The organism is Brevibacillus sp. HB1.4B, from assembly GCF_013284285.1.
GTDB classification, from domain to species: domain Bacteria; phylum Bacillota; class Bacilli; order Brevibacillales; family Brevibacillaceae; genus Brevibacillus; species Brevibacillus porteri.
The window spans coordinates 76,999-102,781 of the sequence record NZ_JABSUT010000001.1 but is presented as its reverse complement, the minus strand read 5'-3'; the positions used below and the strand labels follow the sequence as shown (position 1 = coordinate 102,781).

Here is a 25,783-nt window from a genome sequence, read left to right as displayed (position 1 = left end):
ACGGGTTGCCAGCTTTCCCTTATTTATTACGATCACGCACGTAGTCGGCCAAAGGGCTGAGTGCAGAATTCTCGATTCCCGCATCTGCAAGCGCTGCTTTTGCCTCCGCAATCAATTCGGTAAGACGCGCCTTCGATTCGGCTAGACCAAGAAGCGATGGATACGTCGCCTTTTCCCGATCCGCATCGCTGCCAACTGCTTTCCCCAGCTCTTGGGCATCTCCTTCCACATTCAAGATGTCATCCTGAATTTGAAAAGCAAGACCAATGCAAACACCATAGCGTGTCAATGCTTCCATTTGTCCTTCGGATGCTTCTGCGAGGTAGCCTCCCCCGCGCAAGGCTGCGATCAAGAGATCACCCGTTTTGTGACGATGGATAAATTCGAGCTGATCGAGGTTAAGGCGCTTACTCTCCCCTTCGATATCAGCCATTTGTCCACCGACCATGCCAGTTGCTCCTGCACGTTTTCCCAGCTCCGCAATCAGTTTCACGGTAGTAGCCGCTGAAACATCAGCGCGATCCATGTAAGCTTCTGCAATGTATGCGAACGCTCTCGTCAGCAAGGCATCTCCTGCCAGGATGGCTGTTGCTTCACCGAATACTTTGTGATTGGTTGGTTTTCCGCGACGCAGATCATCGTCGTCCATCGCAGGGAGGTCATCGTGAATCAAGGAGTACGTATGTATCATTTCCAAGGCAGCCGCAAATGCCACACCCCGTTCAATCGGCTTGTCCAGTGCTTCGAGGACCGCCAACACCAGCATGGGACGCAGCCTCTTTCCGCCTGCCATGAGCGAATACTTCATGGATTCGTACAAGTTTTCCGGAACTCCTTGCTGCTCAAGGGCTGGCAGGAGTCTTTGTTCTATATAAGCGGTCTTTTCCACCAAATAACTCTCGAATGTATGCACGCCGATCATTATTCTCCTTCCACGCGAAAAGCCTTCTGCTTTACCTGCCCGTCTTCTTCTACCAACTGGGTAATCTTCGCTTCGATTGCATCCAGCTTTTGACCACAAATTCTGGAAAGAGTTACTCCTTCCTGATATAACGTAATCGCTTCTTCGAGGGGAATATCTCCTTCCTCGAGTCGATTGACGACTTCTTCCAGACGCTTCATCGCTTCTTCAAACTGCATATCAGTCTCTTGTTCTGTTTTCTTGCGAGCCACTCTTCTTCTCCTCCTCCCGCTTCACTTTTTCCACACGCGCAGTCGCACTGCCATCACTTAATCGTACCATGATCTCATCGCCCGGGGCAAACTGTTCCACCGATTTTACGAGTCTGTCATTGGTGTATACAAGTGAGAATCCACGCTGCATGACCTTCAGCGGACTCAGTGCTTCCAAAGTAGCTACACGAGCTGCGAATGCCATTCTTTTTTGGTTGAGACGACCCAGCATCCGTTCGTCTAGGGTGGCCCGGAGTATAGACAGATTTTTTCTTTTATCCCCGATTTGATCGGCGAGGCGATAGCGCTTGATCTGTTCATCTAATCGCGTATAGCGTTCGCGTCTTCTTTCCAGCAAATGCTTCATCGATTGACGCATCCGCAAATGCGCCCGATCCAATCGTTCAGACGCTTCCTCCAGCCTCCGCTCCGGTTGGCGCATCGCATATGAATTGCTCAAGCGTGTCAAACGGTTTCTCTGCTCTGTCATGGTACCACGCACTGCTCGATGCATCCGTATTTCGAGCTGCCGCACTCTCTCGACCCATTCCAAATAATGCGGTACAGCCAATTCAGCTGCCGCTGTCGGTGTAGCTGCACGGACATCTGCTACGAAATCGGCGATCGTCACATCCGTCTCGTGTCCAACAGCGGAGATGACAGGGATGAGTGATGCAGCAATTGCCCTCGCTACGTTTTCATCATTAAACGCCCACAGCTCCTCGATAGAACCACCACCGCGCCCTACGATGAGAACATCAATGTCAGGCTGATCGTTCATAATCCGAATAGCGGAGACAATCGATGCAGGTGCATCCGTACCTTGGACAACGGCTGGTGAAAGTACGATCTCTGCTTGTGGATACCGTCTGCGAATCGTCGTGCAAATATCTCGGATGGCTGCTCCTGTGGGAGAAGTGACGACACCGACACGTTTGGGAAAACGCGGGAGCATCCGTTTCCTCTCCGCTGCAAACAACCCTTCTTGAGCCAATTTTTCTTTTAGCTGCTCAAATGCTAAATAAAGCGAGCCGAGACCATCTGGCTGCATCTCTTTGGCGTACAGCTGATACGCGCCGTCCCGTTCGTATGCAGAAATAGACCCGCGTACAATCGCTTTTGCTCCATCTTTGGGCAAGAAACGCAGGAAGCGGTTATAACTTGCAAACATGACGACTTTGATGCGTGACTGCTTGTCCTTCAGCGTGAAATACATATGACCACTGGAGTGGTGGGTAAAATTGGAGATTTCCCCTCTCACCCATATATCTTGCAGGTGGGGTTCCTGTTCCAGCACCAGCTTAATATAACGATTGAGATCACTCACTGATAAGATATCTTGTAATGCCATGCGGCCCCTCCTTTACAAAAAACTTGGCTTTGCCGTGCATGTAACAAAGACTATGCAAAAGAATGGATAAAGCTTATGCCTTATCCATCCTATAATAAGTTGCCGATTTTCTTCTATTGTTTTGCTTGCTTTTTCGCTGCCGCAACCGTATTTTTCAGCAGCATCGTAATCGTCATCGGGCCAACACCGCCAGGAACTGGGGTTAAAAAGCTAGCCACTTCTTTGACCTCGTCAAACTTGACATCTCCAACCAACTTACCCGTTTCGATGCGGTTCACACCAACGTCAATGACGACAGCGCCCGGTTTGACATGCTCTTTGCCGATCATATGAGCCCTACCGGTTGCAACGACGAGGATGTCTGCCTTTTGGGTGTATTCCTCGAGATTTTGTGTGCGAGAATGACACATGGTTACCGTAGCATTTTCCTGTTGCAGTAGCAATGAGACCGGTTTTCCAACGATGTTGCTGCGTCCGATCACCACCGCATGTTTGCCTGCCATTGAGGTGCCTGTGCGCTTGATCAATTCAATAATCCCGTGCGGCGTGCAAGGAAGCAGCGTGTCATTTCCCAATACCATATTTCCTACGCTAATCGGATGGAAACCGTCCACATCTTTTTCAGGAGCAATGGCTTCAATTACCGCATGCTCTGAAATATGAGCGGGAAGAGGAAGCTGAACCAAAATCCCATTAACGTTCGGATTTTCGTTCAACTGTTGAATGATAACCAACAACTCTTCCTCTGTGATGTCCGCGTCCTTCATGATGATCTCGGATGAAATACCGACTTCCTCGCAGCCCTTTGCTTTACCACGCACATAGGAGTGAGAAGCCGGGTCGTCTCCCACAATGACAACGGTCAAACCCGGTACGATCCCTTGTTTTTTCAATTCAGCTACTTCGTTCGCCAATTCGGCCCGAATACTCTGTGCTACTTCTTTTCCCTGGAGAATGGTTGCAGCCATGGAGAAAATGCCTCCTTTATCAACGTCGATACGTTAAGTGTACCGATTTCCCCCTCCGCTGTAAAGCCGAATTATAAAAAGTTCTCATTTATTTAATGTTCGTCTTTTGCTTCATCCACCCCAACATAGCGACTCCATAGGCATTATCACCGGAGTAAACGGGGTCACAGAAGTACAGCTTCGCCTTCACGGCAGGGTGTTCCAGGCGTTTGATCAGCCGCTCACGTATGTAATAATTAGCAGCTACTCCTCCAACAATCAAGATGTCCTTCGGGTAGCCTTGCTCTACTGCATGACGTAAGGACTTCTCTAGAGTATTGGTAATACATTGCTCTGTCGCCCGCGCAATCTCAGCAGGGCTCGTACTTCCCTTCTCCACTTCACGCAAAAGCGAAGCCTCTGGACCAGAAAAACTAAAGGAAAGCCCGTCAACCGCCGAAGAAACCCGAAACGCTCCAGTTGAGTCCTTAGCTAATTGCTCCAATGCAGGACCCGCAGGAAAGGACAGACCGAGTGCCACACCAATCCGATCAACCAGCTGCCCAGCGTGCAGATCGATCGTCCCACCGATTTTCTCAATGGCATAACCGGCTGCATGACGCTCGCACAACAACAACTCGCTGGTGCCTCCAGACAAATGTACGGCCAAAAAGCGATCCTCTATCGGACGCACCTCAGCGGTATATTCCCCCGCCGCGATATGCCCCTCTTGATGAGTCGTCAAGTGGAGGGGAACGCGCAAATAAGTCGACAACGATTTCGCCAAACCCTCTCCTACCTTAAATACAGGCATATACGATCCGTCTTGCGGACGCGGCTTCTCGCTCACGCAAATCGCTGCAATCTCGTAATCCTTCCACTTCATCTCTTCACTTAATTCCGGCAGGTTCATCACATGCTGAAAGACGGCTTCGGATTGTTGCAGTCCGCGCTTGCCCTCCTTTACTTTCAGAAGGCGTTTTGCTTCTGCGACAATTCGGCCGTCTTCCTCAGCCAAGCACAGTGATGTCCGGTAATTGCTCGTGTCGATGCCCAACATTACCTTACTCATGCTTGTATCTCCTACCTATTACGCCTGCTTGGTTTCACGCGATTGCAAGAAGCTCGACAACACACCGTTAATGTATCGGTGGGACTGCTCGTCGCTAAAGAGCTTCGCGATCTCAATCGCTTCGTTCATCACGACTTTGTCAGGAGTGTCTTGCTCGAACATGATCTCGTAAAAAGCCAGACGAAGAATAGCGCGATCTACATTGGCGATGCGTTCCAATTGCCATCCACGCAAATACTTCTTGATTTCCGAATCAATCTCAGTCAAGTTTTTCAATACACCGTCGAGGAGATATCGCAAGTACTGCGCATTTTCCTCAGATTCTTCCATGACGAGGGCAACCGCATCCGTTAGCGGAACCTCTGCCATATCGATTTGGAAAAGACATTGAACTGCTTTTTCTCGTGCTGTTCTTCGTTTCATACCATTCATTCACCTACTAATTAGATTGAGCTCGGACCTTCTTTATGTCACCGAAACTTGCCTGGCAAAATCTTGTCGAGTATCTCACGCAAGTCTTCTTTATGATCGAGCTTGCGACCAATATAATAACCGGTCCCGACAAACACAACAAAAACCAGTGTATCCCAAAATCCCACGAGAAGGTAGATGATGCCGAAAAAAAGTCCGGCCAAAACCCCCATTAGCTTCCCCTTGTGTTCCCACATTAACTCCCTTACCATGGACTTCACCTTCTATTCCACCCGTTTACGAGCCGCGTAGTTTTCCTGCTGAGCTACTTCCGTCACGACAATGACCACCTCGGAAATGACAACCCCAGCAATCCCTTCGACTTGCTCCTTCACGTCAGCCTGTAGCTTCTGTGTCAGTTCAGGTAATGGCGTTTCTCCATCTACCGAAACACGCAGAGTGATAATATTGCCGCTCTCGAGTGCTTTGACTGTCGTTTTCATGTCGCGCACTCCTTTCACTCTGCGGGCTGCACGCTCTGCAATGGTCTGGATCGTCTGAATCGTAATGTTGACCTCACCCAAATCACTGCGCTGACGGATTCCCCGTTCTACTTTAGGCTTGTTAGAGCGGAAAGAACTGAAAAAGAAGCGAAGGCTGACTACGAGGAAAATAATCGCGACAATGAGATAGGTGATGTTCGTACCCGCCAGTATCTGATCCACGTACGGACGGAAAAAATCTGGATGGATCAATCCGCTGGTCGCTGCTATCGCGATGCAGGACAACACAATAAGCGCAAAGCTATAAATCGTCAAGATAAAACGGTCAAACAAGTTCACAAGCACCTCTCCTTTCAGCCATGTTTGAAAAAGGAGACAAACACGGCACGCTCCGGAACACTCCATGAATTTACGCTGAAAGCCTAAACAAAATCACGTTTTCAAATGAGGAAAATGCCCCCTGTTCGTAGGGGGCATCCATCCGCTGCTTGTTAGCGCACGCGCTGGTGTTCTTCAACCGGTACTGGTGCCGGTGCTTTTTCTTCAGCTTTCAACTCAACATCAACGATATGTACGTTTACTTCAACTACCGAAAGCCCTGTCATGCTCTCAATCCCATTGCGTACACTATCTTGAATATTTCGAGCGACTTCCGGGATGCGATGTCCGTATTTGACAATGATAGACACATCAACCGCTGCTTCTTTGGAGCCAACCTCCACACGAACGCCACGAGCTATATTTTTACGGCCTAAACGTTCAGCTATTTCTCCTACGAAACCGCCGCTCATTTGTGCTACGCCTTCTACTTCGGACGCAGCCATGCCGGCAATCACTTCCAACACTTCGGGAGCGATCTGGACCTTACCAAGTTCTGTTCTATCTAAATCTGGAGTAAACTCTTCCATGCTTCGCACCTCCCTTTAGATTTGTATTTCATTATACCAAGCACACCGTATTTTTACAAATCAGCCCTACTTACTCTTCATCCAGCTTCAAATCGTAGGTTTCCAAGAATTTCGTATCGAAATGACCGCTGACAAATACTTCATGCTCCAATACCTTCAAATGGAATGGAATCGTCGTCGTAATACCCTCTACGACGAATTCACTCAAGGCACGCTTCATACGGTCAATCGCTTCGTTACGATCCTTGCCCCACACAATCAGCTTGGCGATCATAGAGTCGTAGTATGGCGGAATGGAATATCCCGCATACGCTGCACTGTCTACGCGCACACCAAAGCCGCCTGGCGCCAAATATTCCGTGATACGACCTGGCGAAGGCATGAAGTTTTTCGCAGGATTCTCAGCATTAATACGGCATTCAATAGCCCAGCCATCCATTTGGATATCCTCTTGTGTAAAGGACAATGGTTGCCCTGCCGCTACGGTCAGCTGCTCCTTGATCAGGTCAAAGCCAGTCACCAGCTCGGTTACAGGGTGCTCTACCTGAATACGCGTATTCATTTCCATGAAGTAGAACTTTCCGTGTTTATCCAGCAAAAACTCGACAGTGCCCGCACCATGATAGGAAACGGCTTTTGCCGCCGCAACAGCAGCTTCACCCATTTGTCGGCGCAGCTCCTCACTCAATGCTGGAGATGGCGCTTCCTCGATCAGCTTTTGGTGACGACGTTGGATGGAGCAGTCGCGCTCACCCAGGAATACGGCATTGCCATGCTTGTCGGCCATGATTTGAATTTCTACATGTCGTGGGCCTTCCACGAACTTCTCCAAGTAAACCCCTGGATTTCCAAAAGCCGTTTTCGCCTCGTTTTGCGCCTGACGGATCGCTTTTTCCAAATCTTCGTCGTCAACGGCTACGCGCATTCCGCGTCCGCCGCCACCCGCTGTTGCTTTGACCATGACAGGATAGCCAATCTGGTTTGCGGTGACTACAGCGTCAGCCACATCTTCGATCAGTCCTTCCGTACCTGGTACAGTAGGTACGCCTGCCGTTTTCATCGTATCCTTAGCTGTGGACTTGTCCCCCATCTTCACAATTGCTTCTGGGTCTGGACCGATAAAGGTAATATTGCAGGCGGTACAAATCTCGGCAAAGTCGGCGTTTTCTGCCAAGAAGCCATAACCAGGATGGATGGCGTCTGCCCCTACCTTGGTCGCTACACTCATGATGTTTGCTATATTCAAATAGCTTTCCTTAGATGCCTTTGGACCAATACAGTAGGCTTCGTCGGCCAGCTTCACATGAAGCGCTTCACGATCCGCTTCGGAGTAGACGGCGACCGTACGAATGCCCAGCTCGCGGCATGCCCGGATAATACGCACGGCAATTTCCCCGCGATTGGCAATCAATACTTTTTGAAACATTCCGCTCTCCCCCACCTTATTCTGGCTTCACCAAAAACAATGCTTGGCCATACTCAACCAATTGACCGTCTTCTACAAGCACTTTCACGATCTCGCCGCTTACTTCTGCTTCGATTTCGTTAAAGAGTTTCATAGCTTCCACGATGCAAACGACTTTGCTCGCAGTCACTTTGTCACCAGCTTGTACATAAGCCGGCTTGCCTGGTTCTGGTGCGCTATAGAAAGTCCCTACCATTGGAGATACAATCTTGTGGAGATTGGCGTCATCCGATGCTTGTACAGCTGCTGCTTTCGGAGCTTCTGCTACGACTGGCGCTGCCGCAACAACTGGCTGAGCCGGGATATGTGCTACTGGTGCTGCAACAGGAGCTTGAACCGCTGGTTGCGTGACGACAATCGTTTCCGTACCATTGGATTTTTTCAGAGACACCTTGGCACCTTCTGTTTCCAAGTTAAATTCTTGAATGGAAGATTGATCAATTAACTTAATAATTTCGCGGATTTCATGCATTTTCATTACGAACAAGCACTCCTTCTTTTCTTTCAATAAGGTTCGTGGAGTCCATTATGTATCCTTTTGGCAAACCATAAATCCATGGTAGCCTGTTGCCTAAACCACGTCAAGAAAGGATTTCCCCGCTTCTTTTCCAACAGAAGCGAGAAAATCCTTACCATCATGCCCGTTTCTCCTATCCCTTATAACGAGAAACTACCGCAGCTTTTATTAGGATGACTTGTATTGTACGTTTATGTTTGTCGCCGGGATATTCAAGTGCTGCTTCACGTTTGCAATGATTTCCACAACCTCGTTGGCGCTCAATTTATCTTTTTGTACAAGGACTGTCGCCTTGTCATTTTGGACAGTAACGACCGCATCCTGATAGCCACTCGCCTTGAGCATTTCTTCTGCAGTCATTGTAGCACTTTCCATGTTGGACAGTTCTTCAAACTTAGCCATCGCTTCTGCTACTGCCTGCGGAGAGGACTCCGTGCTATTTACGATTGCGAGCTGTTCGTCTTTTTGTTGCTGCAGCATGGCTTCGCGTTTCATTTTGTAGCCTTGGAAGATTTCACTCGCCGTTTCCGCTACTGGGACGACCGTGTTCGTAGCCGCTGGTTTCGCTTCTGGCGCAGCAGGAGTTTTGGCTTCCTGCGTGCCATTTTTTTCGTCTACCGGAGTTGCCTTTGGAGCTTGATCGACAGGAGTTGCTTGTGGGGCGTGATCTACTTGCTTCGATTCAACAACCACGCCAGAAATTTGCTCTTGTTTCTGGACGGCTTGCTCTTTTCCTGATGTTGGGACCTGTTCTTGCGGCCCCTTCACCAAGTAATATCCGGAGAGCACAACCATGACAGCAAGCATTGTCAACAACCATACCGTTTGCTTTCGCAGAATCATTCGCCATTACCTCCTACCCTTTTTTGGGCAAAATGGATATTTTATAAGCGGGTACATCCAAAACCTTTTGAACGGCTTCAGTGATCCACGCTTTAACCTGGATGTTATCGGCCCCTTTAGCGACTACCAGGACCCCGCGGACTTTCGGCTTCAACGTCTTCACAATGACGGGGGCATCTTGCTTGCCGCCTTGCACGATGACGACCTGCTCATCTCGTGACTGGTCATTTTGATTGCGGGTTGCCTTTTCTTTGTCCATTTCCTGATTGGTTGAGGAACGAATGTTACGATTTTTTTCCACAACCAGCTCTGGCGTTGATTCCAGATTGACCATGACCTCTACTTCGCCGACGCCGACAACAGAAGCGAGGATATCGCGAAGCTGTGTTTCGTAAATGTTTTCATATTCTGCAATGATGTCGGTAGTCGCTGATCCCCCCAGCACCTGGGAAGTTGAATCGCCTCCAGGAGGACCTGGCGCCTCACTCCCTATATCTCCAAATCCGAGTGGCTGATCTTTTTCCACTCTGAGGAAATCCGTCAAAATCATGATGGCTATCCCTACTCCCAATATGACGATGAAATAATGCAGCGGCTTTAGTTTTTGGTTTTTGCCCTTGCTCCCCACCACGATTTTCTTTTCTTCCTGCATCGTTTCGCCTTGTCGCTTCATAAACAGACTTTTCAGCTTTTCCCACAATTGGTTCATGGTTTTCACCTCGCTTCACTGACAGTATCCGCTACTGTTTCTCTCTTTCTCTCGATTCGTCTTTGATGACGACCTGACTCTTCGAAAGCCCCCACTCTTTGGCGACATCGTTTGTGATTTGCGCGTAAAGTGGGTTGTCATGGTGAGTTGTTGCTGCAATATCTGATTTGGGATCAGGTTGTATTTCAATGGGCTCGCCAATCGTAATCTCAACAGGCTGGACAGGTTTAATCGGTTCAATCGTGCTCTGCCCTTTTTGCTCTTCCTTGTTCGCGTCACCGACTACCAACTCGATTCGCTCAAGGGTTGGCTGTTCCGGATTTTGCTGATTGACGGTAATCGTGACATCTTCGACTGTTACGCCGTACTGCTCTTTGACACTGGCTTTTACCGAGGACGCTACCTGTGACTGTACGTAAGCGGTCATCTGTTGGTTTTGTTGACCGAGCAGCTTGTCAGTGATGCGTTTCCACTCTGCCGAAGCAGGCTTGTTCAGCTCTTGTTGGTAGCGATCCAGACGAAAGGCCAAATCTTCCTGCGAGAGGCTGAACAGACTAAACACGGGAGAAATGATCGTCAGCAAGAGAATCAAGCCCATCACCATTTTTACGTAGCGTTGCAATGTCGTATTGGGCAGGATCAGATCAAGGAAGGCAGCCAAAAGGACGAGCAGGATAATTTTTTTCAACCACAGTGTTAACCACGTCATTTCATCACCTACCGAACCATCATGGAGATGTTGCCCGCCGCAATAATGATCGTAATCGCCAGAAAGAACATCAAGCCGACTGTCGCCAAAGCAGCAAAGACGAACAAAAGACTTTTCCCAATCGTACCTAACGCACTGATGATTGGGCTGTTTCCAAGCGGTTGGAGTACGGCAGATGACAGATTGTAGATCAGAGCCAGTACCAGTATCTTCAAAGCCGGAAACGCGCATAGCATGATCAGAATTAAAACTCCTGCCAAGCCGACGGCATTTTTGACAAGTAGCGAGGCATTGAGTACAGTATCTGCCGCATCGGAGAACACACGACCTACAATCGGGATGAAATTGCCCGTGATGTATTTCGCCGTTCGGAGAGTAACCCCATCCGCAACAGCTGAAGTCGCTCCCTGTATGGAAATGATGGCGAGAAAAATCGTCAGAAATGAGCCAAGGACACCCATTGCAATATTGCGAAGTAAGGTCGCTAACTGTGTGACTTTGTACCTCTCTGAAAACAGGCTGACGATAGAGAGCATCGCAGAGAGAAAAAGAAGCGGAAACACGACATAAGAGATCATCATGCCACTGGTGTTGATCATGAAGATAATCAGCGGGTGAAACATAGTGGCGGATGCCAGATTGCCTACCGAAGCAAGCAGCGCGATGACGAGTGGGATCATGGCTAGCATGAAATCAGACATGTTCGCGATTGCATCTTTGGCATAGGTAATGGCAACATGAAAGCTGTTAATTGCGAGTACCATCAAGACGAGATAAGTAATCGAGTACGCCACTGTCGATACCGCATTGCGTTCAAAGGCGTTCTGCATCGTTTCGAGAATCATCGCGAATACCGTAATGATAATGATGGAGCTGAGCAGCTTGCCATTCATCAAAATCTCATGAAAGATGAATTTGCCCATTCCTTGCAGGACTCCTGAAATACTGAGGTCACCTTGCTGCATGAGGATTTGGATAAAGCCTTCCGATTTCAAGTCTGGCAAGTACCCTTTATAGTCGCGCTGCAACTGATGCCAATACTGTTCGACTCTGTCTAGTTGCAAGTGATCGACCTGTTGTTGCACGATTTGATTGATCGGACCGGCTGCGGGTGTCACAGCAGCAGACACGGCAACTGGAAACAAGGCAAGAAGCAGGAACAAGAACAGGATCAGCTTGCAAGTGTGTGCCATGGACATCCCACCTCCCTTATGCCGGCAACAAATCGATCACTGTTTCGATAATGATTTGGATGATCGGTACAGCCATAACCAGTATGAGGACTTTTCCAGCGAGCTCGATTTTCGAAGCTATCGCACCTTGTCCAGCATCTCGGGTCATCTGTGCCCCGAATTCAGCAATGTAGGCAATTCCAATGATTTTTAGAATCGTTTCCAGAAACACAAGGTTCAAATCTGCTTGAACTGCCAATTTTTCCAAAACTCGAATGACATCTGCTATTTTTCCGACGAGAAAGTAAAAGATGATGACTCCGCTCGCGATCGCCAGCAAAAAGGCGAACATCGGCTTCTGTTCCTTAATGACTAGCGCGAGAATGGTAGCCACCAGTCCTAGTCCGACAATTTGTACAATCTCCATCTGGAGCCCCTCCTCAGTTGAACAGGAAGACGCGTTTTACCTCGGAGAACAGATCACCGATGTAATGGGACACCATGTACAGGACAATGATGAATCCGACTAGAGTTGCCCAATGCGCAATATCTTCCTTGCCCGCCTGCTTCAGGACTGTATGCAGGATGGCTGTTATGAACCCTACTGCTCCTATCTGGAAAACAGGTGTCAAATCAAAATCCACTGTGAACACCTCGCCTTTAGAACATCAGGATGACGACCAAGAGTCCACCTAAAAAGCCCAAACTCTTGTACATTTTTTCGTACTTTTCCTGTTCTGCACGAGCCTCCTCTTCCAGCCCTCGCAGGTGGGTGACAGCTAGGCGCAAATGCTTTTGCTGGTCTTCCCGATCGGATGATCCAAGTACCTGACCTAGACTCTCCAGCACCTCTCGCTCTTGTCTGCGCAAGGCGGTTTGGGCCCAGAGTCTATTCATAGCTTGTTGCAAGGCTTCCTCAGCCGAATGCGCCTTTTCTGTCTGCAAGAATTCAGCTGCCAGTAGAAATACTTTCCCTACCTCTTCGGAGACGCGATGACCGACCTTCACAAAAGCCCGCTGTAATGGAGTCATCCCGAACACGATTTCCGTTTCGAGCATTTGCAGAGCAACGAGCAGTGCCCGAAGCTGAACGGGACGATTCGCGTAATACTTGCCGATCTGCCAACCAACCATCGACGCTGAAAACAGGATGAGTACGGCTCCCATCAGCTTGACCATGCAACTTTCTCCCTTTCAACCAGGTTCATGCTTTGATCGTAGATGGCCTGGATTGTTCCAACACCTTTTGCGCGGCTGAGTACGATATAGCGGGAAAAGGCACCATATCGAATCAGCTTGCCCAGCATGGGGCGTTCGGCTACTTCCTTGACGCTCGCTCCATGTGCCGAGCAAATGACGGCTACCCCTGCATGAATCGCTTCCCAGACTGCGTCGCCATCCTCCGCTCTTCCCACCTCGTCCACAATCAGAACATCAGGAGACATGGAGCGAATCATCATCATCATCCCTGCAGCTTTTGGGCAAGCATCCAGCACGTCCGTTCGTGGACCGACGTCTCGTTGAGGAACCCCTTGCAAGCATCCCGCCAACTCAGAACGCTCGTCCACAATTCCTACCTTACGACTTGAAGACCACTCGCTCCCATAGCTGATGGTTCGCGCCATATCACGCAACAAGGTTGTCTTTCCGCACTGGGGTGGGGAGATGAGCAGCGTGTTCAGCAATTTGCCATCCTCAAACAAATACGGCATGACCTTCTTGGCCGCGCCTTTTTTCTCGCGGGCAATCCGGATGTTGAAGCTGGTCACATCTCTGATTCCCTTCACTTCACCTTTGTCCAGCACCACTTTCCCCGCAATGCCAATGCGATGGCCGCCAACTACCGTGATGTAACCCCTTTTCAACTCTTCTTCTAAGGCATAGAGAGAATGCTGGCTGACCTGGTTTAAGAGCTTTGCAGCCTCTTCTGCTGAAAACAGCCAACCTTGCGCGGGTATCGAGGTGATTTGCCCCGACGGTGTCACATAGCTAGATTGTTGTCCAAACCGGACTTCTAGCGGTTGGTTTTGCCGAAGCCGAATCTCTTCCAAATTCTCTCTTACCGCGATAGGAAGGGCCGTCAAAATCGTGCGTAAAGTTGCTGGCAGAATCGCCAAAATTTCATTCATCCGGTACCCTCCTTTTGCAGCATTCTGCCTTTGTACACGTTGTCTTACCTCCATCCTATGCTGAGGTGGACGAGATTTATGCAAAAAAAATAGCTTGCTCTCGTGCTAGAACGCGAGTAGCAAGCTTTTCCTATAAAGCTCATGGATTATTTGTTTTTCTTGTTATCCACCGGCTCTATTACATAGTGTCGGTAGCCTTCCTCATCTTTGCCTTCGTGCAGATAGATTTCTTTTTGGCAGCTAGGGCATGCGAACTCGTAGGTCGTATCGAGATGGGGATCTACTTGTACTTCATACAGATGTGCGTCTTCATCATCATCCAAATCGTACAAAGTCGCGTACTCGTCGTCATCGTCCTCACAATCGACAACGGTTTCGTACAAGTCATCATCATCTTCAAAAAGGTAGAGCTCAATGTCCTCTAAGTCTTCATCCAAGGCCTCCACATAATCCTCTGCCTCTTCCACTCGCGAGTGAAGCTCTCGTAGTTGACCCTGTACCTCCCCTAGAATCTCAATCATCTCTACCATAATTTTTCCTTCGGGGCTCTTCTCCCCCACTTCCAACCCATCTGCCAACCCTTGCAAGTATGCGATTCGATTCGCCAATGATTCTGGCATCCACATTCCCTCCCATCCAATCTCTCCCACATATCTTTCCCCATCGTGATAGCATTTACCAATGGAAGGAAATGGGTAACTACTTGCGGACACCAATCAAGATGCAGGAGACCCCCACCAGAATCCAGGCAATTTTGGCAAAGCTAACCCGATCCGACATGCCTAATAAACCGATCGTTGTAGTGGTGATCAAGATGATTGGCCCGACAATCGCAAGACCTGAATTAATGAGCAGAGCTTTTTCGACCTGGTTCACTTTTAAAATGAGCAAAGCTGCAATGATCTCGATACTACCTGAGAAGACCCTAAGCGCCGCCATACCCATAATTGCTTTTTCCAACATACCGTCTCGTCCTCCCCTCCTTTCACTCTATGCCTGTACCACATCATTTCAGCACTTTTTGCATTTCCTCTATAGGCTTTTGCCCTCACTCCTCCCCTCCGCTGGGCATACACTGAACCATACGCCTAGAAGAAATGAGGAACTTGCCGATGGTAGAGTGTGATCAATCGTTTTTGCCTGAAAGCTGGGCAAACCCGTCCGGGCAAATAAGAGAGAAGCCCCGTGCGAAGGGCTTAACCATGGTCATTGACAAAGGCCTTGGGCTTACCGCTTATTCCGACTTGTTAGCACTGGCTGCTCCCTATATCGATCTATACAAACTCGGTTTTGGCACCATCGCTCTGTATCCGCTCGAAATACTCAACCAAAAATTGACCCTCGCAAAACAAAATGGCGTACACATCATGCCAGGAGGAACTTTTTTTGAAATTGCTATCCGTCATAATACGATTGCAGATTATATGAAGCTGATTCGCACTCTCGGTTTTACTGCGGTAGAAATATCCGATGGAACGTTCCCTTTATCCTTCTCACAGCGTCAAGAAGCCATCAATTACGCATTAGACAATGATCTGGTGGTCTATACTGAGGTCGGGAAAAAAGCGGCCGATTATCGCGCTTGTCGAGAGGAATTGCTGGAGACACTTAGCTTCGACCTGCACAACGGTGCCAGTCACGTTATTGTCGAAGCGAGAGAGAGTGGTACTGTCGGCGTATGCGACGGGGACGGCAATATTGACGATTCCTTCGTTCGAGATATTGTCTCGGCGGCCAAAGAAAAAGCCTCCCGCCTGATCTGGGAAGCCCCACAAAAAGATCAACAGGTCTGCTTCATTAAGGCCGTTGGCAGCGACGTAAATCTCGGAAATATTGCCTATACGGATGTATTCTCTGTGGAGACGCTACGGCGAGGATTGCGCGGCGATACAGCCCTACTCATGGAGAGAGGGGGGTTTTATCCGTGCGAATAGAAGTGGTGCCGACCGTGGAAGAAATTCGTTTTGAACAGATCAGCAATCATGTTGTCATTGTCATCGATGTGCTTCGAGCCTCCAGTACGATTGTCACCGCATTAGGCAATGGATTTCGTAGCGTCATCCCGGTCGAAACCATTGGGCAAGCGAACTCGCTGCGCGCCAACGACTGTATTTTGGCTGGTGAACGCCACTGCAAGAAAATCCCGGAATTCGACTGCAACAACTCACCAACCGAAATCGCTTCTCTGGGGAAAACGGGGAGCCAGCTGATTCTCACTACGACGAACGGGACTCGCGCGATCCAAAAAGCAGAACGTGCCTCTGCACTCTTGATTGGCTGCTTCTTGAATGCTACTGCATGCGTGCAGCACGCTCTTTCGTATCATCTCGATATTACGCTGTACTGTGCAGGTACCCGGTCGGAATTCGCTTTGGAAGACGGTCTGGCTGCCGGCTTGATGATTGTCCAGGCACAACAATCGTTACCGAGCATCCAAATTTGTGATCTGGGTGAAGTTCTAAAAGCGAGCTATCTTTACTACGCAGGAAAACTGAGCGAGCTGTTACCCCACACAACAACAGGAAAAAGGCTCGTCCAGCATCATCTCGCAAGCGATTTACGGTACTGTGCTCAAGTAGATCAGTATCAAATCGTTCCCTATATCAAGGAGAAACGCATACTCCCACACCTTGTCTCATAATGTGAAAGGAGAACAGGGACAGGGGTTATGATGCCAATGATGTCTGGAGAAGTGATGCTCGTCATCCTGATCGTTATCGGTCTTATTGGGCGCTCACCAATTATTGCGACTGCTGCGAGTATATTGTTGGTGTTGAAGCTAACGGCGCTGGAGCGCTTTTTCCCGACGGTGGAACGCCGTGGGCTGGAGCTAGGCCTGCTTTTCTTGACGATTTCCGTACTGGTTCCATTCGCCAGCGAAAAAATATCGTGGAAGGACGTCACCCCACTATTCACGACGGTAGTCGGACTGACAGCACTAGCTGGTGGAGCTATTGCCACCTGGATGAATGGAAAAGGACTTGACCTGCTAAGGTCTGAGCCGCAAATGGTTGTCGGTCTGGTCATTGGCTCAATCATTGGCATTGTATTTTTTCGGGGCATTCCCGTCGGACCTTTGATGGCTGCTGGCATTACGGCGTTTGTGTTGAAGCTGTGGGAATGGTTTGGCAGCAGATAAAAATGAAATCCCCCTCTTTTTTGCATCGGAGGGGGATTTTTTCGTTTTGACTTAGCGTTTGTCAGTCGTTTGGAATGGAACTTCCCAATTCATTCCCTGGTACTGACGCCATTGCATCAAATGCTCCAGATTCAGAGTTTTCGGCAGCTTTTCTATGTCACGGACAAAGAACGTACCGCTGACATGTACACGCCCGTCCTTGTCTCTCTTGAATGATTGTCTGACGAGCAATTTGTAATCTTGCTTGGCATCACCTTGCGCATTCCATTCAATTGCCCTGATGACGCCCTCTGGAAGAACAGCCGTGTACGGGATAATCGCACCTTTCCCCTTGTACGTATGTTCCCCTATTTTTTCCTCGCCCTCCGTCGTTTTCAACGTAACGCCTGAAAAGGTGTACGTGCTGTCATGACTCGTTACGGTTACCTTTTCCTTGCCCAGCTTCTCAACAGGTATGCTTGCTTGAAACTTCGCCGGCTCAAACAGATACAGGGAGTGCAGCCTGAAAGTATACGTTTGGTCGTCAGCCAAAGGCGCGATGCCATTCAACTTCGTATATCGTTTCCCCTCGTCATGCAGCTGTCCTCGGTAACCGGGAGATACCGTGTTTTTGCGAATTTGATTGATTTCATCCCCGTTAATGGCATCATCCCATCCCGCTACCACTTTTCCTTTTTCATCCACGATCTCATAGGCCAATCCGATGTCTACGAAATATCTCTCCACGCGCGCTGCATCCGTGAACCCATCTGGTGCGTTTTCCTTTACGACCCAACCATTTTCTTCTTTTATTTTTTGAACCTGCTTCGCTCGCTCTTCCGTCCACGTTGTCTCCAATTCAATTAAACTGACACTAGGCACAGTCTTAATGTTTTGCAACGCTACCTTAATTCCATGCGGGGTCATGAAATCTTTCCCGATCGTAGTTTCATTTGCTGCCGCTCTCGCCTTTTTCAAATCGACTGGAAACTCCATCTTCCAGCTGCCTTCTTTTCCATCCAGCATCGTTGCGTCGACGCCAACAACCATTTCATCCAGTTGCGTCTTACTTTCTTTTAGGAATTGGAAGATATCATGACTAATGACAAGATATTCGCCTTCCTCCCCGATGCTATAGCCCCCTCCATCTGGATTGAGCTCTTCACCTGACTTCGTTTTATACGTAAGGTTCACATCGATTTTACCCGGTTCAAACGGGATCCGCTTGCCATTTTGATCGACGACTTGAGCGAAGATAGCCATTCGCACCGGATCAGCAACCACTTCTTTCACATTCAATGTAATTCCTTGATCGGTTGCGCTCTTATTGATGGCTTGGGCATAGCCTTTTTCGGCAGCCTGCTTCATTCCGGTGTCTACGCCTTGGATGGACTGAATGACACTGTTTACATAGCTCGCAAAAGTCGGTGACACCATGGACCCAAACGCAATAATCGCTGTAACACTCGCTACGGCTAACGCGGTTTTTTTCAAAATAGTTACACTCCTCTTTTTCCAATTTGATTTTTGTGTAGGAGTACGCACGGTCTCTAATGCCATCATTACCTGAGCAGTAAAGTCGATCGGCAACGTACTGGGGACTCGCAGGCTCGAATACTCCTCGCCGCTCTCATCTTCGTCCACCATCTGCCGCTGACAGCATAGACACGCTTCTACGTGTTGTTCCATCAGCCTGGCTTCGTCAGAAGATAATTCTCCAACCAAATACTTGCGCAATTGTTCAGTTTTGGAGCAGTTCATAGATAGCACCCCTTCCTGACCTTTCTTGCGCCATACTTGCCCGGAGCTTTTTCTTGGCGTGATGAATGCGCATTTGCACGGTTGTAATCGGGATATGCAGAATTTCGCTAATCTCCTTGTAACTCAACTGCTCCATGTATTTCAGCAGAAACACAATGCGGTATTCCTCACCCAGCGCCATGATTTGTTGTTGCAAGGCGTCTTGCTTTTCCTTTTCCAAATAAGCTTTTTCGGGTGTATCTGTTTCAATCAGTCTGGTTTCTTCCAATGGCGTCTTAAGGTAGCGTTTGTTCTTGCGCCACGCATCGACGCACAAATTGGACGCAATCCGATACAGCCAAGCCAAAAAAGCATCGGTCGGCCTATATTTGTCCAACTGGCAGTACGCCTTGATGAAAGCCTCCTGCGTCAGGTCCTGGGCATCCTGCTGTTGTCCTGTCATGCGATAAAGATAGCTGTATAATCGATCCTTGTACTTGTCGACCAGGTACGCGTAGGCATCGCGATTTCCTGTTTGTACCTGTTGAATAAGCAACCAATCATCCTGCAATGGAAATCCTCCCGTTTTAAAAAAGTTCGCTGCGCAGCGTTCATTTTGGCAGGTTCATATAGATTAACGGATCATTTAGGTTTTTCTTTCCAAAAAAGCATACATTTTTTTAAAAAAGCTTGAGTCAAGGGGATTCACTGGCCGTCTCCACTTCCAAAAATAAAACCGCCCTTGATAAGGGCGGTCGAATGACGTCTATCACTTCCATGAATGGTAGATGTTTTTCGCGTACTTGGTAATGGCTTCATCGTAATCTGGATACGGATATCCGAGACTTTCTGCCACTGCTTTGGCGTACTTTCGAAATAATTCATAGCAAGTGAATAACGATTCCCACATCTGCGTGTAGCCATTTTCGTGATAAGTGGATCGTAACGCTTCCCAATCTTCTTTAGGAAGATAGTGATCTATAAATTTGTAATTTTTCCCGACACTAAAGGTAAACCCTTTCTCACATCCGATTTGCCAAGCCATCATTCGGAGCAAATTCGGTCGGGCAATTTCGTTGAGATGGTCAATCGCAAACAGGATTTCTTTTCTTGCCAGACCTTTAACAACGTAAGTAGAGACCATCCAAAATTCATTGCAGCAGTCATCAAACTCTCTAGCAGTTGGCTTCCGGGTCCAATATTGACGATCGGAAGCGAGCACCTCGTGTTTGATAAGCTCGTCCTTATCCAGCAAAACCTCAACTAGACCGTCGCTATCTGCAAAATACTGCTCTGTCTCGTCTATCGGAATCAGCGTCAGATCTACTTTATTTCCATCCTCAAATAGCATGAGATAGGAAAACCAATTCCCTAACTCGGACGGAAAAAGCTCCATATCCTCCGGCTTTTGCATCATAAACCGATTCCCAAAAACATCGAGCCATTGATCATTTTCCTTGAAAGAATCCATCTCTGTCACAAAATACGAAATATCATAATCTTGGAATGGATCAGCGGGTATGTTTTTGTTCGTGCGTGACCCTTCCAAGGTTACCAACCGGATTCGATCATCCTTCCTGGCGAAATCGATCAGCATGCTCATCATTTCTTGTACCGTTCTCACAGCCATCCCCCTCCACCCTACTCTTTCTCCGTACCACTTAACGTAGTGCAATTGCATAATTTTTACAATACCGCATCATTAGGAGAAGCAAATAAAAAAAGCTGCACCCATATATGGGCACAGCTTTTTCTTCCAATCCGTACTTTTACGCGCGGGAAACGTATGCTTCCGTACGAGTATCGATGATTAGACGCTCTCCTTCTTCTACGAAGAGAGGAACGTTTACTACGAAACCAGTTTCCAAGGTTGCTTTCTTTGTTACGTTAGAAGCAGTGTCACCTTTTACACCTGGCTCACATTCTGTTACAACGAGTTCCACTGTGTTCGGCAATTGAATACCGATTGTTTCTCCGTTGTACTGCATGATTTGCACGTTCATGTTTTCCTTGAGGAAACGCAGTTCACGCTCAATTTGCTTTTGAGTGAACGTCATTTGCTCATAGGTTTCTGTGTTCATGAAAGTGTACTCGTCTCCGCTCGCATACAGATATTGCATCGTGCTGGATTCGATACGGGCAGGGTTAACTTTTTCACCACCGCGGAAAGTCATTTCCGTCGTGTTACCGCTGCGCAGGTTGCGCAGTTTGGAGCGAACGAAAGCCGCACCTTTACCTGGTTTTACGTGTTGGAATTCTAGCACGGTAAAAATATTGCCATCCACTTCGATTGTCAAACCGGTACGAAAATCGTTTACAGAGATCATGGTAGTCCTCCCAAATCAATCAATAACAGAATAAGTATAAATTACACAGGCAAAATGAGCAACTCTTTCGTGGACTTGTTCAGGTTCTCATGACCATCAGCAGTAATCCACACATCGTCCTCGATCCGAACGCCACCAAGTCCTGTTACGTAAATGCCTGGCTCCATCGTTACGAGCATACCTGGCTCCAATACGAAGGTACTTACAGTCGACAGCCCTGGCAGCTCGTGAACTTCCAGTCCGAGACCGTGACCTGCGCTATGTCCATAGGCATCGCCATAGCCTGCTGCTGTGATGATATCTCTCGTTGCAGCGTCAGCGTCTTTTGCGGATACACCTGGCTTCAGTGCTTCCAAACCTGCGAGCTGTGCACGCAGAACGATTTCGTAGATTTCACGCATTTTCGGGTCTGGCTCTCCCACAGACAATGTGCGTGTGATATCGGAATTGTAGCCCTGATAAGCAGCACCAAAGTCGAGCGTAACCATTTCCCCTGCCTGAATTACTTTCTCGGAAGCTCGTCCATGTGGCAGAGCACCGCGCACACCCGACGCTACGATCATATCAAATGCAGAGCCTGTCGCTCCTTGTTTGCGCATGAAGTATTCCAATTCCAAAGCAACATCGGATTCACGCACACCTGGCTTGATGTAGCCTTGAATATGCGTAAATGCTGCTTCCGCGATACGAACCGCTTCACGAATAATAACCATCTCGGATTCGTCTTTAAACATGCGGATTTTTTCAAGCAGACCGCTTGTTGGCACCAGTTCTACTCCTTCAAATCCTTTGTTCCAATCCTGATAGGTGCTAAAGGCCACACTGCTCTCGAATGCCAAACGCTTAATCCCTTTTTCTTGCAGGAGCTTTGCAATCGATTCAACAGCTTTTCTCTCGTTATTTACTACAGTAAATTCAGGTGCTTGTTCTTGCGCTTGTTCCACATAGCGGAAGTCAGTGACGAGAAACGCCTCTGTTTCGGTGACAATGACCCATCCCGTTGATCCGGTGAAACCACTCAAGTAGAAGCGATTCTCTGTTTTTTCGGTAATAAACGCCTCTGCTCCAACTTGTGTAAGTGCTTCGCGCAATTTATGCAAACGTTGTTTCATGGCAGCCTTTTCCCCTTTTTGACAGCTTTTATTTTTTTTCGATTTTACGGACGAGCGCTCTTAGCGCCCATTCATATCCATCGATCCCCAATCCGACAACTTGTCCAATCGCGATAGGAGCGATGACTGAGTGATGGCGAAATGGTTCCCGTGCATGAATATTGGAAATATGTACTTCAATCGTTGGCAGAGCCACACTGGCCAATGCGTCTCGGATCGCATAGCTGTAATGTGTGAATGCCCCTGGATTGATCAAGATGCCGTCATGGACACCTCTCGCCTGATGAATCGCGTCGATGAGGACACCTTCGTGATTCGATTGGAGATGCTCAAGCTTTCCGCCCAACTCATCCATGACACCCTTCAGGATTGTCACCACATCCTCCAGCGTTTCCCTTCCGTAAACATCCGGCTCCCTTGTCCCCAATAAATTCAGGTTGGGTCCGTTCAATAACAAGACGGAAGTCATCGACCATCCCTCTCCCTATAAAAGTTTTTTTACTAATGAAACATTTTACCACAAGCCGTCCTAGTTCCATAGTGGGCATTCATCTATGAAACTTTTCGAACATTGTTACATCCATTTTGACAAGGAACGGAGAAATCCTCCTACCTTGTAGACTCATTCCATGTATGATTCTCGTCGGATTGCTCGAGTATAATTGTCATCCCGATAAACAAGCCAAACGTCAAATACCATGCACCTTCCGTACTTAAAGTGGCTATCTCCCAATTTCCGATATGAAAGAAGAAGCCTGCTATCACTAGCACGCCAGCCCCGTAGACGAGTCCCAACCACCAGGCACGGATCCGGCTAAAAAGCAAGCTGAACACAAAGGAAGCAACGGCTGTTTCAACAAATAGCACGATACCACCAAGACACAAGCTCGCAAACTTATTTTCGTCCTCGATGCTGATAAAGGGACGTGCAAAGGCTCCGACTCCATACGGGGTCATGTTCAAGAAGTGAGCTATCAACCGAGCGAGCCCCCAAATAATCGTTCCCCAGAATGCGACCTCCAAAATCTTCGAAGTGGAGATTCTTTTACTCTCCTGCTTCACTTCTTCCGTATGGGATACACGCGCTTGCTTGTGTTTCCGTCCTGTTTTGCTTATTTCCATTTCCATCACCTCTGTTCTCTAGTATGCTCTTCCTCTAAGCTTTTCACTTTTGCTTTACATTTGTTGGAAAAGTGCGAACTCCTTGTAGCTTCAAGTCGCCATTTCCGTTAATATAGTGGTAAGGATGGTGATTGTATTGGCGCAACAAAACGTACCTAGCTACGGCGGTCAGGCCGTCATCGAAGGTGTTATGTTCGGTGGCAAAACCATGACTGTTACGGCTGTTCGCAAAAAAAATCATGAAATTGAGTATTTTGAATCCCCAAGATCGGAATATAAATGGATTACTACGCTGAAAAAGATTCCGTTTGTGCGTGGGATTGTTGGTTTGGTCGAAGCCAGCGCCAATGGGGCCAAACATCTCAACTTCGCCTCTGAACAATACAGTATGGAGTCTGGAGAAGAAGTATCTGAAAGTCCATCGAAGCTCACTATGATTTTAGGTGTTGCTGTCGTCGGGGTACTTTCCTTCCTGTTCGGGAAATTCGTATTTACACTCGTTCCCGTTTTCCTGGCTGACTTTTTACTCGGAAAATGGGTACCGGATGGCGTTCCTCAAACCTTGGCTGAAGGCGGATTTAAAATCTTGCTCCTCCTCGGCTACATTACAGCGATTGCACAAGCTCCGTTGATTAAAAGGCTTTTTCAATACCACGGAGCCGAGCATAAAGTGATTAACGCATTCGAATCCGGGGTAGAATTAACAGTAGCCAATGTACAAAAATTTTCCGCTCTGCATTATCGTTGCGGTAGCAGTTTTCTCATTTTCTCAGTGTTCGTCGGTGTCGTGATTTACTCACTGTTCAGTTATGACTCCCTGACGGAGAGGGTCGTACAACGCATTGTTCTTTTGCCACTGGTAATCGGCGTCTCTTACGAGGTTTTGCAGTGGACAAACAAGCTCCGTGATGTACCAGTCCTACGTTACCTTGGTTATCCAGGATTGTGGTTGCAAAAGATCACGACTCGTGAACCAGATGACAGCCAAGTCGAGGTAGCCATCGCTTCATTCCAAAAGATGCGGGAGCTTGATCAGAAGCACGTGCAGGAAAGAATGGTTACGACCGGATAGCGTGAGGCATTTTTATTCCCATAGAGGTGAAGCCCTATGTTACGCCGCATTCCACCAGTGATTCTGATAGTGATCGTATTAGCGATTTACGGATTTTTGATCACACTCATCAATGACCCTGTTAGTACGATTATCATCTTGGGATTATCCGTTGTACTTTTCTTGGTCGTGCGCAACTATTTACAAACCGGCTCCTTCTTTTCACAAGGCGCAGGCTCTGGCAAACCTAGACAGCCAAAGGTCAAGGTGAAGCCAAAGCCCTCCATAGGTCGGCAAGCAGTGAAAAAGCAGTCGACTACCCCGAGAAAAGATCATCCGTTTCGTGTGATCGAGGGCAGCAAAGGAAAGCAAAAAGAGAAACAAGACGAAAAATCGCAAAATAATATCTCCCACTAAAAACAAGAACAGGTTGCCTGAATCGGCGACCTGTTTTTATTTTTCACACCAGCATTTTCGGAGAGCTATTGCGAAACACTTTTACGTAATCTTCAAAATCCCATTGTGCCAAAAATTTGTGAGCGGCTGCCTCCCCTGACTCAAACAATCGCTGCCTCATTTCTTTTGACATCTGAAATTGGGTTGTCCTTACCCCTAATGTATGAATGAAAATTGTCCGAACGGCTTTTGCCTTTTCCACATACAGACGGTCATGGGCATCGAGCATAGTCGCCAGTAATCCCCGAGAGAAGGAAAAAAGACCTTTGATACTGGTCGCTTCTCTCTTGTTTGGATCATCACTCAGGCGAAAACCAATTGTCGGCCACCGGGGAGTCCCCTCTACATCAAATAACCACACGGGGTAGTTGCTCAATAATGCGCCATCGACGATGTAGTGCACATGTCCAGCACTTGTCAGCTTTGCGGGCTGAAAAAAGAACGGAATAGAGGAAGACATACGAACGGCTCGTGCCACAGGAAAATGATCTGGTTCTACACCATACCGTGCCAAATCGTCGGGAAATATAAGCATTTTTCCGTCAGTGACATCAGAAGCGACAACTTTCAGCTTACCAGGAGGAAGATCTCCAAATGTTCGTACTCCTTTTCGCTGTAACAACTTCTCTATGAACAACTCGATTCGATCTGCTCGATAAACCCCTTCCCGCACGACTAGTTCATAGATTGGTCCGATGAGAGGGAGCCTGCCCAGCCCTGAGCGCTTGAGAAAGTGAAGGTAATCCAGCTCTTCAAAGATCGGTTTCAACTCATGGCTTGAATAGCCTGCGCCAAGCAAAGCTGCAACAATGGAGCCAGCCGAGGTACCAGCGAGCCTTTCCCATGTGTATCCATTCTCCTCCATGACTCGCAAGGCACCGATAAAAGCGATTCCTTTTACGCCGCCACCTTCAAAGACTGCATCCGCTTTCACCTTGTTTCCCCTCC

At 48.2% G+C, this 25,783-nt stretch carries 34 protein-coding genes; 5 read left to right on the top strand and 29 right to left on the bottom strand.

The window, feature by feature from the left end:
* Positions 1–19: 19 nt before the first annotated feature.
* The 21 genes from HP398_RS00570 to HP398_RS00470 form a co-directional block, all read right to left on the bottom strand.
* Positions 20–922, bottom strand: a complete 903-nt coding sequence (locus HP398_RS00570) for a polyprenyl synthetase family protein (RefSeq protein WP_069844627.1) — start codon at positions 920–922, stop codon at positions 20–22.
* Positions 922–1,173 (bottom strand): exodeoxyribonuclease VII small subunit, encoded by a 252-nt coding sequence (gene xseB / locus HP398_RS00565; RefSeq protein ID WP_017248011.1) that lies wholly within the window; start codon positions 1,171–1,173, stop codon positions 922–924. The genes HP398_RS00570 and xseB overlap by 1 nt, the downstream gene beginning before the upstream one ends.
* Positions 1,142–2,524, bottom strand: coding sequence for an exodeoxyribonuclease VII large subunit (gene xseA / locus HP398_RS00560; protein ID WP_173621553.1), 1,383 nt, complete (start codon positions 2,522–2,524; stop codon positions 1,142–1,144). Before xseA ends, xseB begins: the two co-directional genes overlap by 32 nt.
* Positions 2,525–2,637: 113 nt before the next feature.
* Complete coding sequence (gene folD, locus HP398_RS00555; RefSeq protein ID WP_017248009.1) at positions 2,638–3,492, bottom strand: bifunctional methylenetetrahydrofolate dehydrogenase/methenyltetrahydrofolate cyclohydrolase FolD; 855 nt, start codon at positions 3,490–3,492, stop codon at positions 2,638–2,640.
* 88 nt (positions 3,493–3,580) lie between these two features.
* Entirely contained in the window at positions 3,581–4,543 is a 963-nt protein-coding gene (locus HP398_RS00550; protein ID WP_173621552.1) for a tRNA (adenosine(37)-N6)-threonylcarbamoyltransferase complex transferase subunit TsaD, read from the bottom strand.
* A gap of 18 nt (positions 4,544–4,561) precedes the next feature.
* Positions 4,562–4,966, bottom strand: coding sequence for a transcription antitermination factor NusB (gene nusB, locus HP398_RS00545; RefSeq protein ID WP_069844622.1), 405 nt, complete (start codon positions 4,964–4,966; stop codon positions 4,562–4,564).
* 47 nt (positions 4,967–5,013) lie between these two features.
* A complete protein-coding gene (locus HP398_RS00540) occupies positions 5,014–5,226 on the bottom strand; it encodes a DUF2273 domain-containing protein (RefSeq protein ID WP_017248006.1) in 213 nt (70 codons plus the stop codon).
* A 12-nt stretch (positions 5,227–5,238) separates the two neighbouring features.
* On the bottom strand, positions 5,239–5,796 hold the full coding sequence (gene amaP / locus HP398_RS00535; RefSeq protein ID WP_026043028.1) for an alkaline shock response membrane anchor protein AmaP: 558 nt from the start codon (positions 5,794–5,796) through the stop codon (positions 5,239–5,241).
* Between the two features lie 152 nt (positions 5,797–5,948).
* Positions 5,949–6,365 (bottom strand): Asp23/Gls24 family envelope stress response protein, encoded by a 417-nt coding sequence (locus HP398_RS00530; RefSeq protein ID WP_017248004.1) that lies wholly within the window; start codon positions 6,363–6,365, stop codon positions 5,949–5,951.
* Positions 6,366–6,435: 70 nt separating this feature from the next.
* Positions 6,436–7,791 (bottom strand): acetyl-CoA carboxylase biotin carboxylase subunit, encoded by a 1,356-nt coding sequence (accC, locus tag HP398_RS00525; protein ID WP_069844621.1) that lies wholly within the window; start codon positions 7,789–7,791, stop codon positions 6,436–6,438.
* Between the two features lie 16 nt (positions 7,792–7,807).
* A complete protein-coding gene (gene accB, locus HP398_RS00520) occupies positions 7,808–8,308 on the bottom strand; it encodes an acetyl-CoA carboxylase biotin carboxyl carrier protein (protein ID WP_017248002.1) in 501 nt (166 codons plus the stop codon).
* Between the two features lie 207 nt (positions 8,309–8,515).
* Complete coding sequence (locus HP398_RS00515) at positions 8,516–9,190, bottom strand: SpoIIIAH-like family protein (RefSeq protein ID WP_069844620.1); 675 nt, start codon at positions 9,188–9,190, stop codon at positions 8,516–8,518.
* A 13-nt stretch (positions 9,191–9,203) separates the two neighbouring features.
* Positions 9,204–9,899 carry a stage III sporulation protein AG gene (spoIIIAG, locus tag HP398_RS00510; RefSeq protein ID WP_173621551.1) on the bottom strand — a complete coding sequence of 232 codons (696 nt, stop codon included), beginning with the start codon at positions 9,897–9,899 and terminating at the stop codon, positions 9,204–9,206.
* Between the two features lie 31 nt (positions 9,900–9,930).
* On the bottom strand, positions 9,931–10,608 hold the full coding sequence (gene spoIIIAF, locus HP398_RS00505) for a stage III sporulation protein AF (RefSeq protein ID WP_017247998.1): 678 nt from the start codon (positions 10,606–10,608) through the stop codon (positions 9,931–9,933).
* 8 nt (positions 10,609–10,616) lie between these two features.
* Positions 10,617–11,801 carry a stage III sporulation protein AE gene (spoIIIAE, locus tag HP398_RS00500; protein ID WP_017247997.1) on the bottom strand — a complete coding sequence of 395 codons (1,185 nt, stop codon included), beginning with the start codon at positions 11,799–11,801 and terminating at the stop codon, positions 10,617–10,619.
* 16 nt (positions 11,802–11,817) lie between these two features.
* Entirely contained in the window at positions 11,818–12,207 is a 390-nt protein-coding gene (gene spoIIIAD, locus HP398_RS00495; RefSeq protein WP_017247996.1) for a stage III sporulation protein AD, read from the bottom strand.
* 13 nt (positions 12,208–12,220) lie between these two features.
* Positions 12,221–12,424, bottom strand: coding sequence for a stage III sporulation protein AC (gene spoIIIAC, locus HP398_RS00490; RefSeq protein ID WP_007725726.1), 204 nt, complete (start codon positions 12,422–12,424; stop codon positions 12,221–12,223).
* A 16-nt stretch (positions 12,425–12,440) separates the two neighbouring features.
* Complete coding sequence (gene spoIIIAB, locus HP398_RS00485) at positions 12,441–12,959, bottom strand: stage III sporulation protein SpoIIIAB (protein WP_017247995.1); 519 nt, start codon at positions 12,957–12,959, stop codon at positions 12,441–12,443.
* On the bottom strand, positions 12,947–13,909 hold the full coding sequence (gene spoIIIAA, locus HP398_RS00480) for a stage III sporulation protein AA (RefSeq protein WP_173621550.1): 963 nt from the start codon (positions 13,907–13,909) through the stop codon (positions 12,947–12,949). Before spoIIIAA ends, spoIIIAB begins: the two co-directional genes overlap by 13 nt.
* A gap of 146 nt (positions 13,910–14,055) precedes the next feature.
* Positions 14,056–14,529: a CD1247 N-terminal domain-containing protein gene (locus HP398_RS00475; protein ID WP_017247993.1), complete on the bottom strand. Its 474-nt coding sequence runs from the start codon at positions 14,527–14,529 to the stop codon at positions 14,056–14,058.
* A 79-nt stretch (positions 14,530–14,608) separates the two neighbouring features.
* On the bottom strand, positions 14,609–14,872 hold the full coding sequence (locus HP398_RS00470) for a YqhV family protein (protein WP_017247992.1): 264 nt from the start codon (positions 14,870–14,872) through the stop codon (positions 14,609–14,611).
* A gap of 149 nt (positions 14,873–15,021) precedes the next feature.
* Between HP398_RS00470 and comA the strand changes: the two genes are divergently transcribed.
* Genes comA through HP398_RS00455 form a run of 3 tightly spaced genes read left to right on the top strand, consistent with a single transcriptional unit; the run spans position 15,022 to position 17,048 of the window.
* Positions 15,022–15,843 carry a phosphosulfolactate synthase gene (gene comA / locus HP398_RS00465; protein ID WP_173621549.1) on the top strand — a complete coding sequence of 274 codons (822 nt, stop codon included), beginning with the start codon at positions 15,022–15,024 and terminating at the stop codon, positions 15,841–15,843.
* Complete coding sequence (locus tag HP398_RS00460) at positions 15,834–16,550, top strand: 2-phosphosulfolactate phosphatase (RefSeq protein WP_173621548.1); 717 nt, start codon at positions 15,834–15,836, stop codon at positions 16,548–16,550. Before comA ends, HP398_RS00460 begins: the two co-directional genes overlap by 10 nt.
* Positions 16,551–16,586: 36 nt before the next feature.
* A complete protein-coding gene (locus HP398_RS00455; RefSeq protein WP_048035783.1) occupies positions 16,587–17,048 on the top strand; it encodes a DUF441 domain-containing protein in 462 nt (153 codons plus the stop codon).
* Between the two features lie 51 nt (positions 17,049–17,099).
* Here the strand turns inward: HP398_RS00455 and HP398_RS00450 are convergent, their stop codons facing one another.
* From HP398_RS00450 to HP398_RS00420, 7 genes are all read right to left on the bottom strand, one after another.
* Positions 17,100–18,788 carry a DUF4179 domain-containing protein gene (locus HP398_RS00450; RefSeq protein ID WP_173621547.1) on the bottom strand — a complete coding sequence of 563 codons (1,689 nt, stop codon included), beginning with the start codon at positions 18,786–18,788 and terminating at the stop codon, positions 17,100–17,102.
* Positions 18,769–19,338, bottom strand: coding sequence for an RNA polymerase sigma factor (locus HP398_RS00445; RefSeq protein WP_173621546.1), 570 nt, complete (start codon positions 19,336–19,338; stop codon positions 18,769–18,771). The genes HP398_RS00450 and HP398_RS00445 overlap by 20 nt, the downstream gene beginning before the upstream one ends.
* A 198-nt stretch (positions 19,339–19,536) precedes the next feature.
* Positions 19,537–20,391, bottom strand: coding sequence for an aminoglycoside 6-adenylyltransferase (gene ant(6), locus HP398_RS00440; protein WP_173621545.1), 855 nt, complete (start codon positions 20,389–20,391; stop codon positions 19,537–19,539).
* Between the two features lie 145 nt (positions 20,392–20,536).
* Entirely contained in the window at positions 20,537–21,094 is a 558-nt protein-coding gene (efp, locus tag HP398_RS00435; RefSeq protein WP_007725738.1) for an elongation factor P, read from the bottom strand.
* Between the two features lie 41 nt (positions 21,095–21,135).
* Positions 21,136–22,206 (bottom strand): M24 family metallopeptidase, encoded by a 1,071-nt coding sequence (locus HP398_RS00430; protein WP_173621544.1) that lies wholly within the window; start codon positions 22,204–22,206, stop codon positions 21,136–21,138.
* 28 nt (positions 22,207–22,234) lie between these two features.
* Positions 22,235–22,675, bottom strand: a complete 441-nt coding sequence (gene aroQ / locus HP398_RS00425) for a type II 3-dehydroquinate dehydratase (protein ID WP_017247984.1) — start codon at positions 22,673–22,675, stop codon at positions 22,235–22,237.
* Positions 22,676–22,815: 140 nt separating this feature from the next.
* Entirely contained in the window at positions 22,816–23,328 is a 513-nt protein-coding gene (locus HP398_RS00420; RefSeq protein ID WP_254612845.1) for a YqhR family membrane protein, read from the bottom strand.
* Positions 23,329–23,452: 124 nt separating this feature from the next.
* Here HP398_RS00420 and HP398_RS00415 point away from each other — a divergent pair, with 124 nt between their 5' ends.
* Positions 23,453–24,400, top strand: a complete 948-nt coding sequence (locus HP398_RS00415; RefSeq protein WP_017247982.1) for a DUF1385 domain-containing protein — start codon at positions 23,453–23,455, stop codon at positions 24,398–24,400.
* Positions 24,401–24,436: 36 nt separating this feature from the next.
* Positions 24,437–24,796: an ABC transporter C family protein gene (locus HP398_RS00410; protein ID WP_017247981.1), complete on the top strand. Its 360-nt coding sequence runs from the start codon at positions 24,437–24,439 to the stop codon at positions 24,794–24,796.
* Positions 24,797–24,839: 43 nt separating this feature from the next.
* Here HP398_RS00410 and HP398_RS00405 read toward each other — a convergent pair whose 3' ends face one another.
* Complete coding sequence (locus HP398_RS00405; protein WP_173621542.1) at positions 24,840–25,769, bottom strand: patatin-like phospholipase family protein; 930 nt, start codon at positions 25,767–25,769, stop codon at positions 24,840–24,842.
* Positions 25,770–25,783: the final 14 nt, after the last annotated feature.

Coding starts and splice junctions, on each gene's coding strand:
- HP398_RS00570 (WP_069844627.1), bottom strand. CDS start 922: ATGATCGGCGTGCATACATTCGAGAGTTATTTGGTGGAAAAGACCGCT.
- xseA (WP_173621553.1), bottom strand. CDS start 2,524: ATGGCATTACAAGATATCTTATCAGTGAGTGATCTCAATCGTTATATT.
- folD (WP_017248009.1), bottom strand. CDS start 3,492: ATGGCTGCAACCATTCTCCAGGGAAAAGAAGTAGCACAGAGTATTCGG.
- HP398_RS00550 (WP_173621552.1), bottom strand. CDS start 4,543: ATGAGTAAGGTAATGTTGGGCATCGACACGAGCAATTACCGGACATCA.
- nusB (WP_069844622.1), bottom strand. CDS start 4,966: ATGAAACGAAGAACAGCACGAGAAAAAGCAGTTCAATGTCTTTTCCAA.
- HP398_RS00540 (WP_017248006.1), bottom strand. CDS start 5,226: ATGGTAAGGGAGTTAATGTGGGAACACAAGGGGAAGCTAATGGGGGTT.
- HP398_RS00530 (WP_017248004.1), bottom strand. CDS start 6,365: ATGGAAGAGTTTACTCCAGATTTAGATAGAACAGAACTTGGTAAGGTC.
- accC (WP_069844621.1), bottom strand. CDS start 7,791: ATGTTTCAAAAAGTATTGATTGCCAATCGCGGGGAAATTGCCGTGCGT.
- accB (WP_017248002.1), bottom strand. CDS start 8,308: ATGAAAATGCATGAAATCCGCGAAATTATTAAGTTAATTGATCAATCT.
- HP398_RS00515 (WP_069844620.1), bottom strand. CDS start 9,190: ATGATTCTGCGAAAGCAAACGGTATGGTTGTTGACAATGCTTGCTGTC.
- spoIIIAG (WP_173621551.1), bottom strand. CDS start 9,899: ATGAACCAATTGTGGGAAAAGCTGAAAAGTCTGTTTATGAAGCGACAA.
- spoIIIAF (WP_017247998.1), bottom strand. CDS start 10,608: ATGACGTGGTTAACACTGTGGTTGAAAAAAATTATCCTGCTCGTCCTT.
- spoIIIAE (WP_017247997.1), bottom strand. CDS start 11,801: ATGGCACACACTTGCAAGCTGATCCTGTTCTTGTTCCTGCTTCTTGCC.
- spoIIIAD (WP_017247996.1), bottom strand. CDS start 12,207: ATGGAGATTGTACAAATTGTCGGACTAGGACTGGTGGCTACCATTCTC.
- spoIIIAB (WP_017247995.1), bottom strand. CDS start 12,959: ATGGTCAAGCTGATGGGAGCCGTACTCATCCTGTTTTCAGCGTCGATG.
- spoIIIAA (WP_173621550.1), bottom strand. CDS start 13,909: ATGAATGAAATTTTGGCGATTCTGCCAGCAACTTTACGCACGATTTTG.
- HP398_RS00475 (WP_017247993.1), bottom strand. CDS start 14,529: ATGCCAGAATCATTGGCGAATCGAATCGCATACTTGCAAGGGTTGGCA.
- HP398_RS00470 (WP_017247992.1), bottom strand. CDS start 14,872: ATGTTGGAAAAAGCAATTATGGGTATGGCGGCGCTTAGGGTCTTCTCA.
- comA (WP_173621549.1), top strand. CDS start 15,022: ATGGTAGAGTGTGATCAATCGTTTTTGCCTGAAAGCTGGGCAAACCCG.
- HP398_RS00455 (WP_048035783.1), top strand. CDS start 16,587: ATGATGTCTGGAGAAGTGATGCTCGTCATCCTGATCGTTATCGGTCTT.
- HP398_RS00450 (WP_173621547.1), bottom strand. CDS start 18,788: ATGAACTGCTCCAAAACTGAACAATTGCGCAAGTATTTGGTTGGAGAA.
- efp (WP_007725738.1), bottom strand. CDS start 21,094: ATGATCTCTGTAAACGATTTTCGTACCGGTTTGACAATCGAAGTGGAT.
- HP398_RS00430 (WP_173621544.1), bottom strand. CDS start 22,206: ATGAAACAACGTTTGCATAAATTGCGCGAAGCACTTACACAAGTTGGA.
- aroQ (WP_017247984.1), bottom strand. CDS start 22,675: ATGACTTCCGTCTTGTTATTGAACGGACCCAACCTGAATTTATTGGGG.
- HP398_RS00420 (WP_254612845.1), bottom strand. CDS start 23,328: ATGGAAATAAGCAAAACAGGACGGAAACACAAGCAAGCGCGTGTATCC.
- HP398_RS00415 (WP_017247982.1), top strand. CDS start 23,453: ATGGTGATTGTATTGGCGCAACAAAACGTACCTAGCTACGGCGGTCAG.
- HP398_RS00410 (WP_017247981.1), top strand. CDS start 24,437: ATGTTACGCCGCATTCCACCAGTGATTCTGATAGTGATCGTATTAGCG.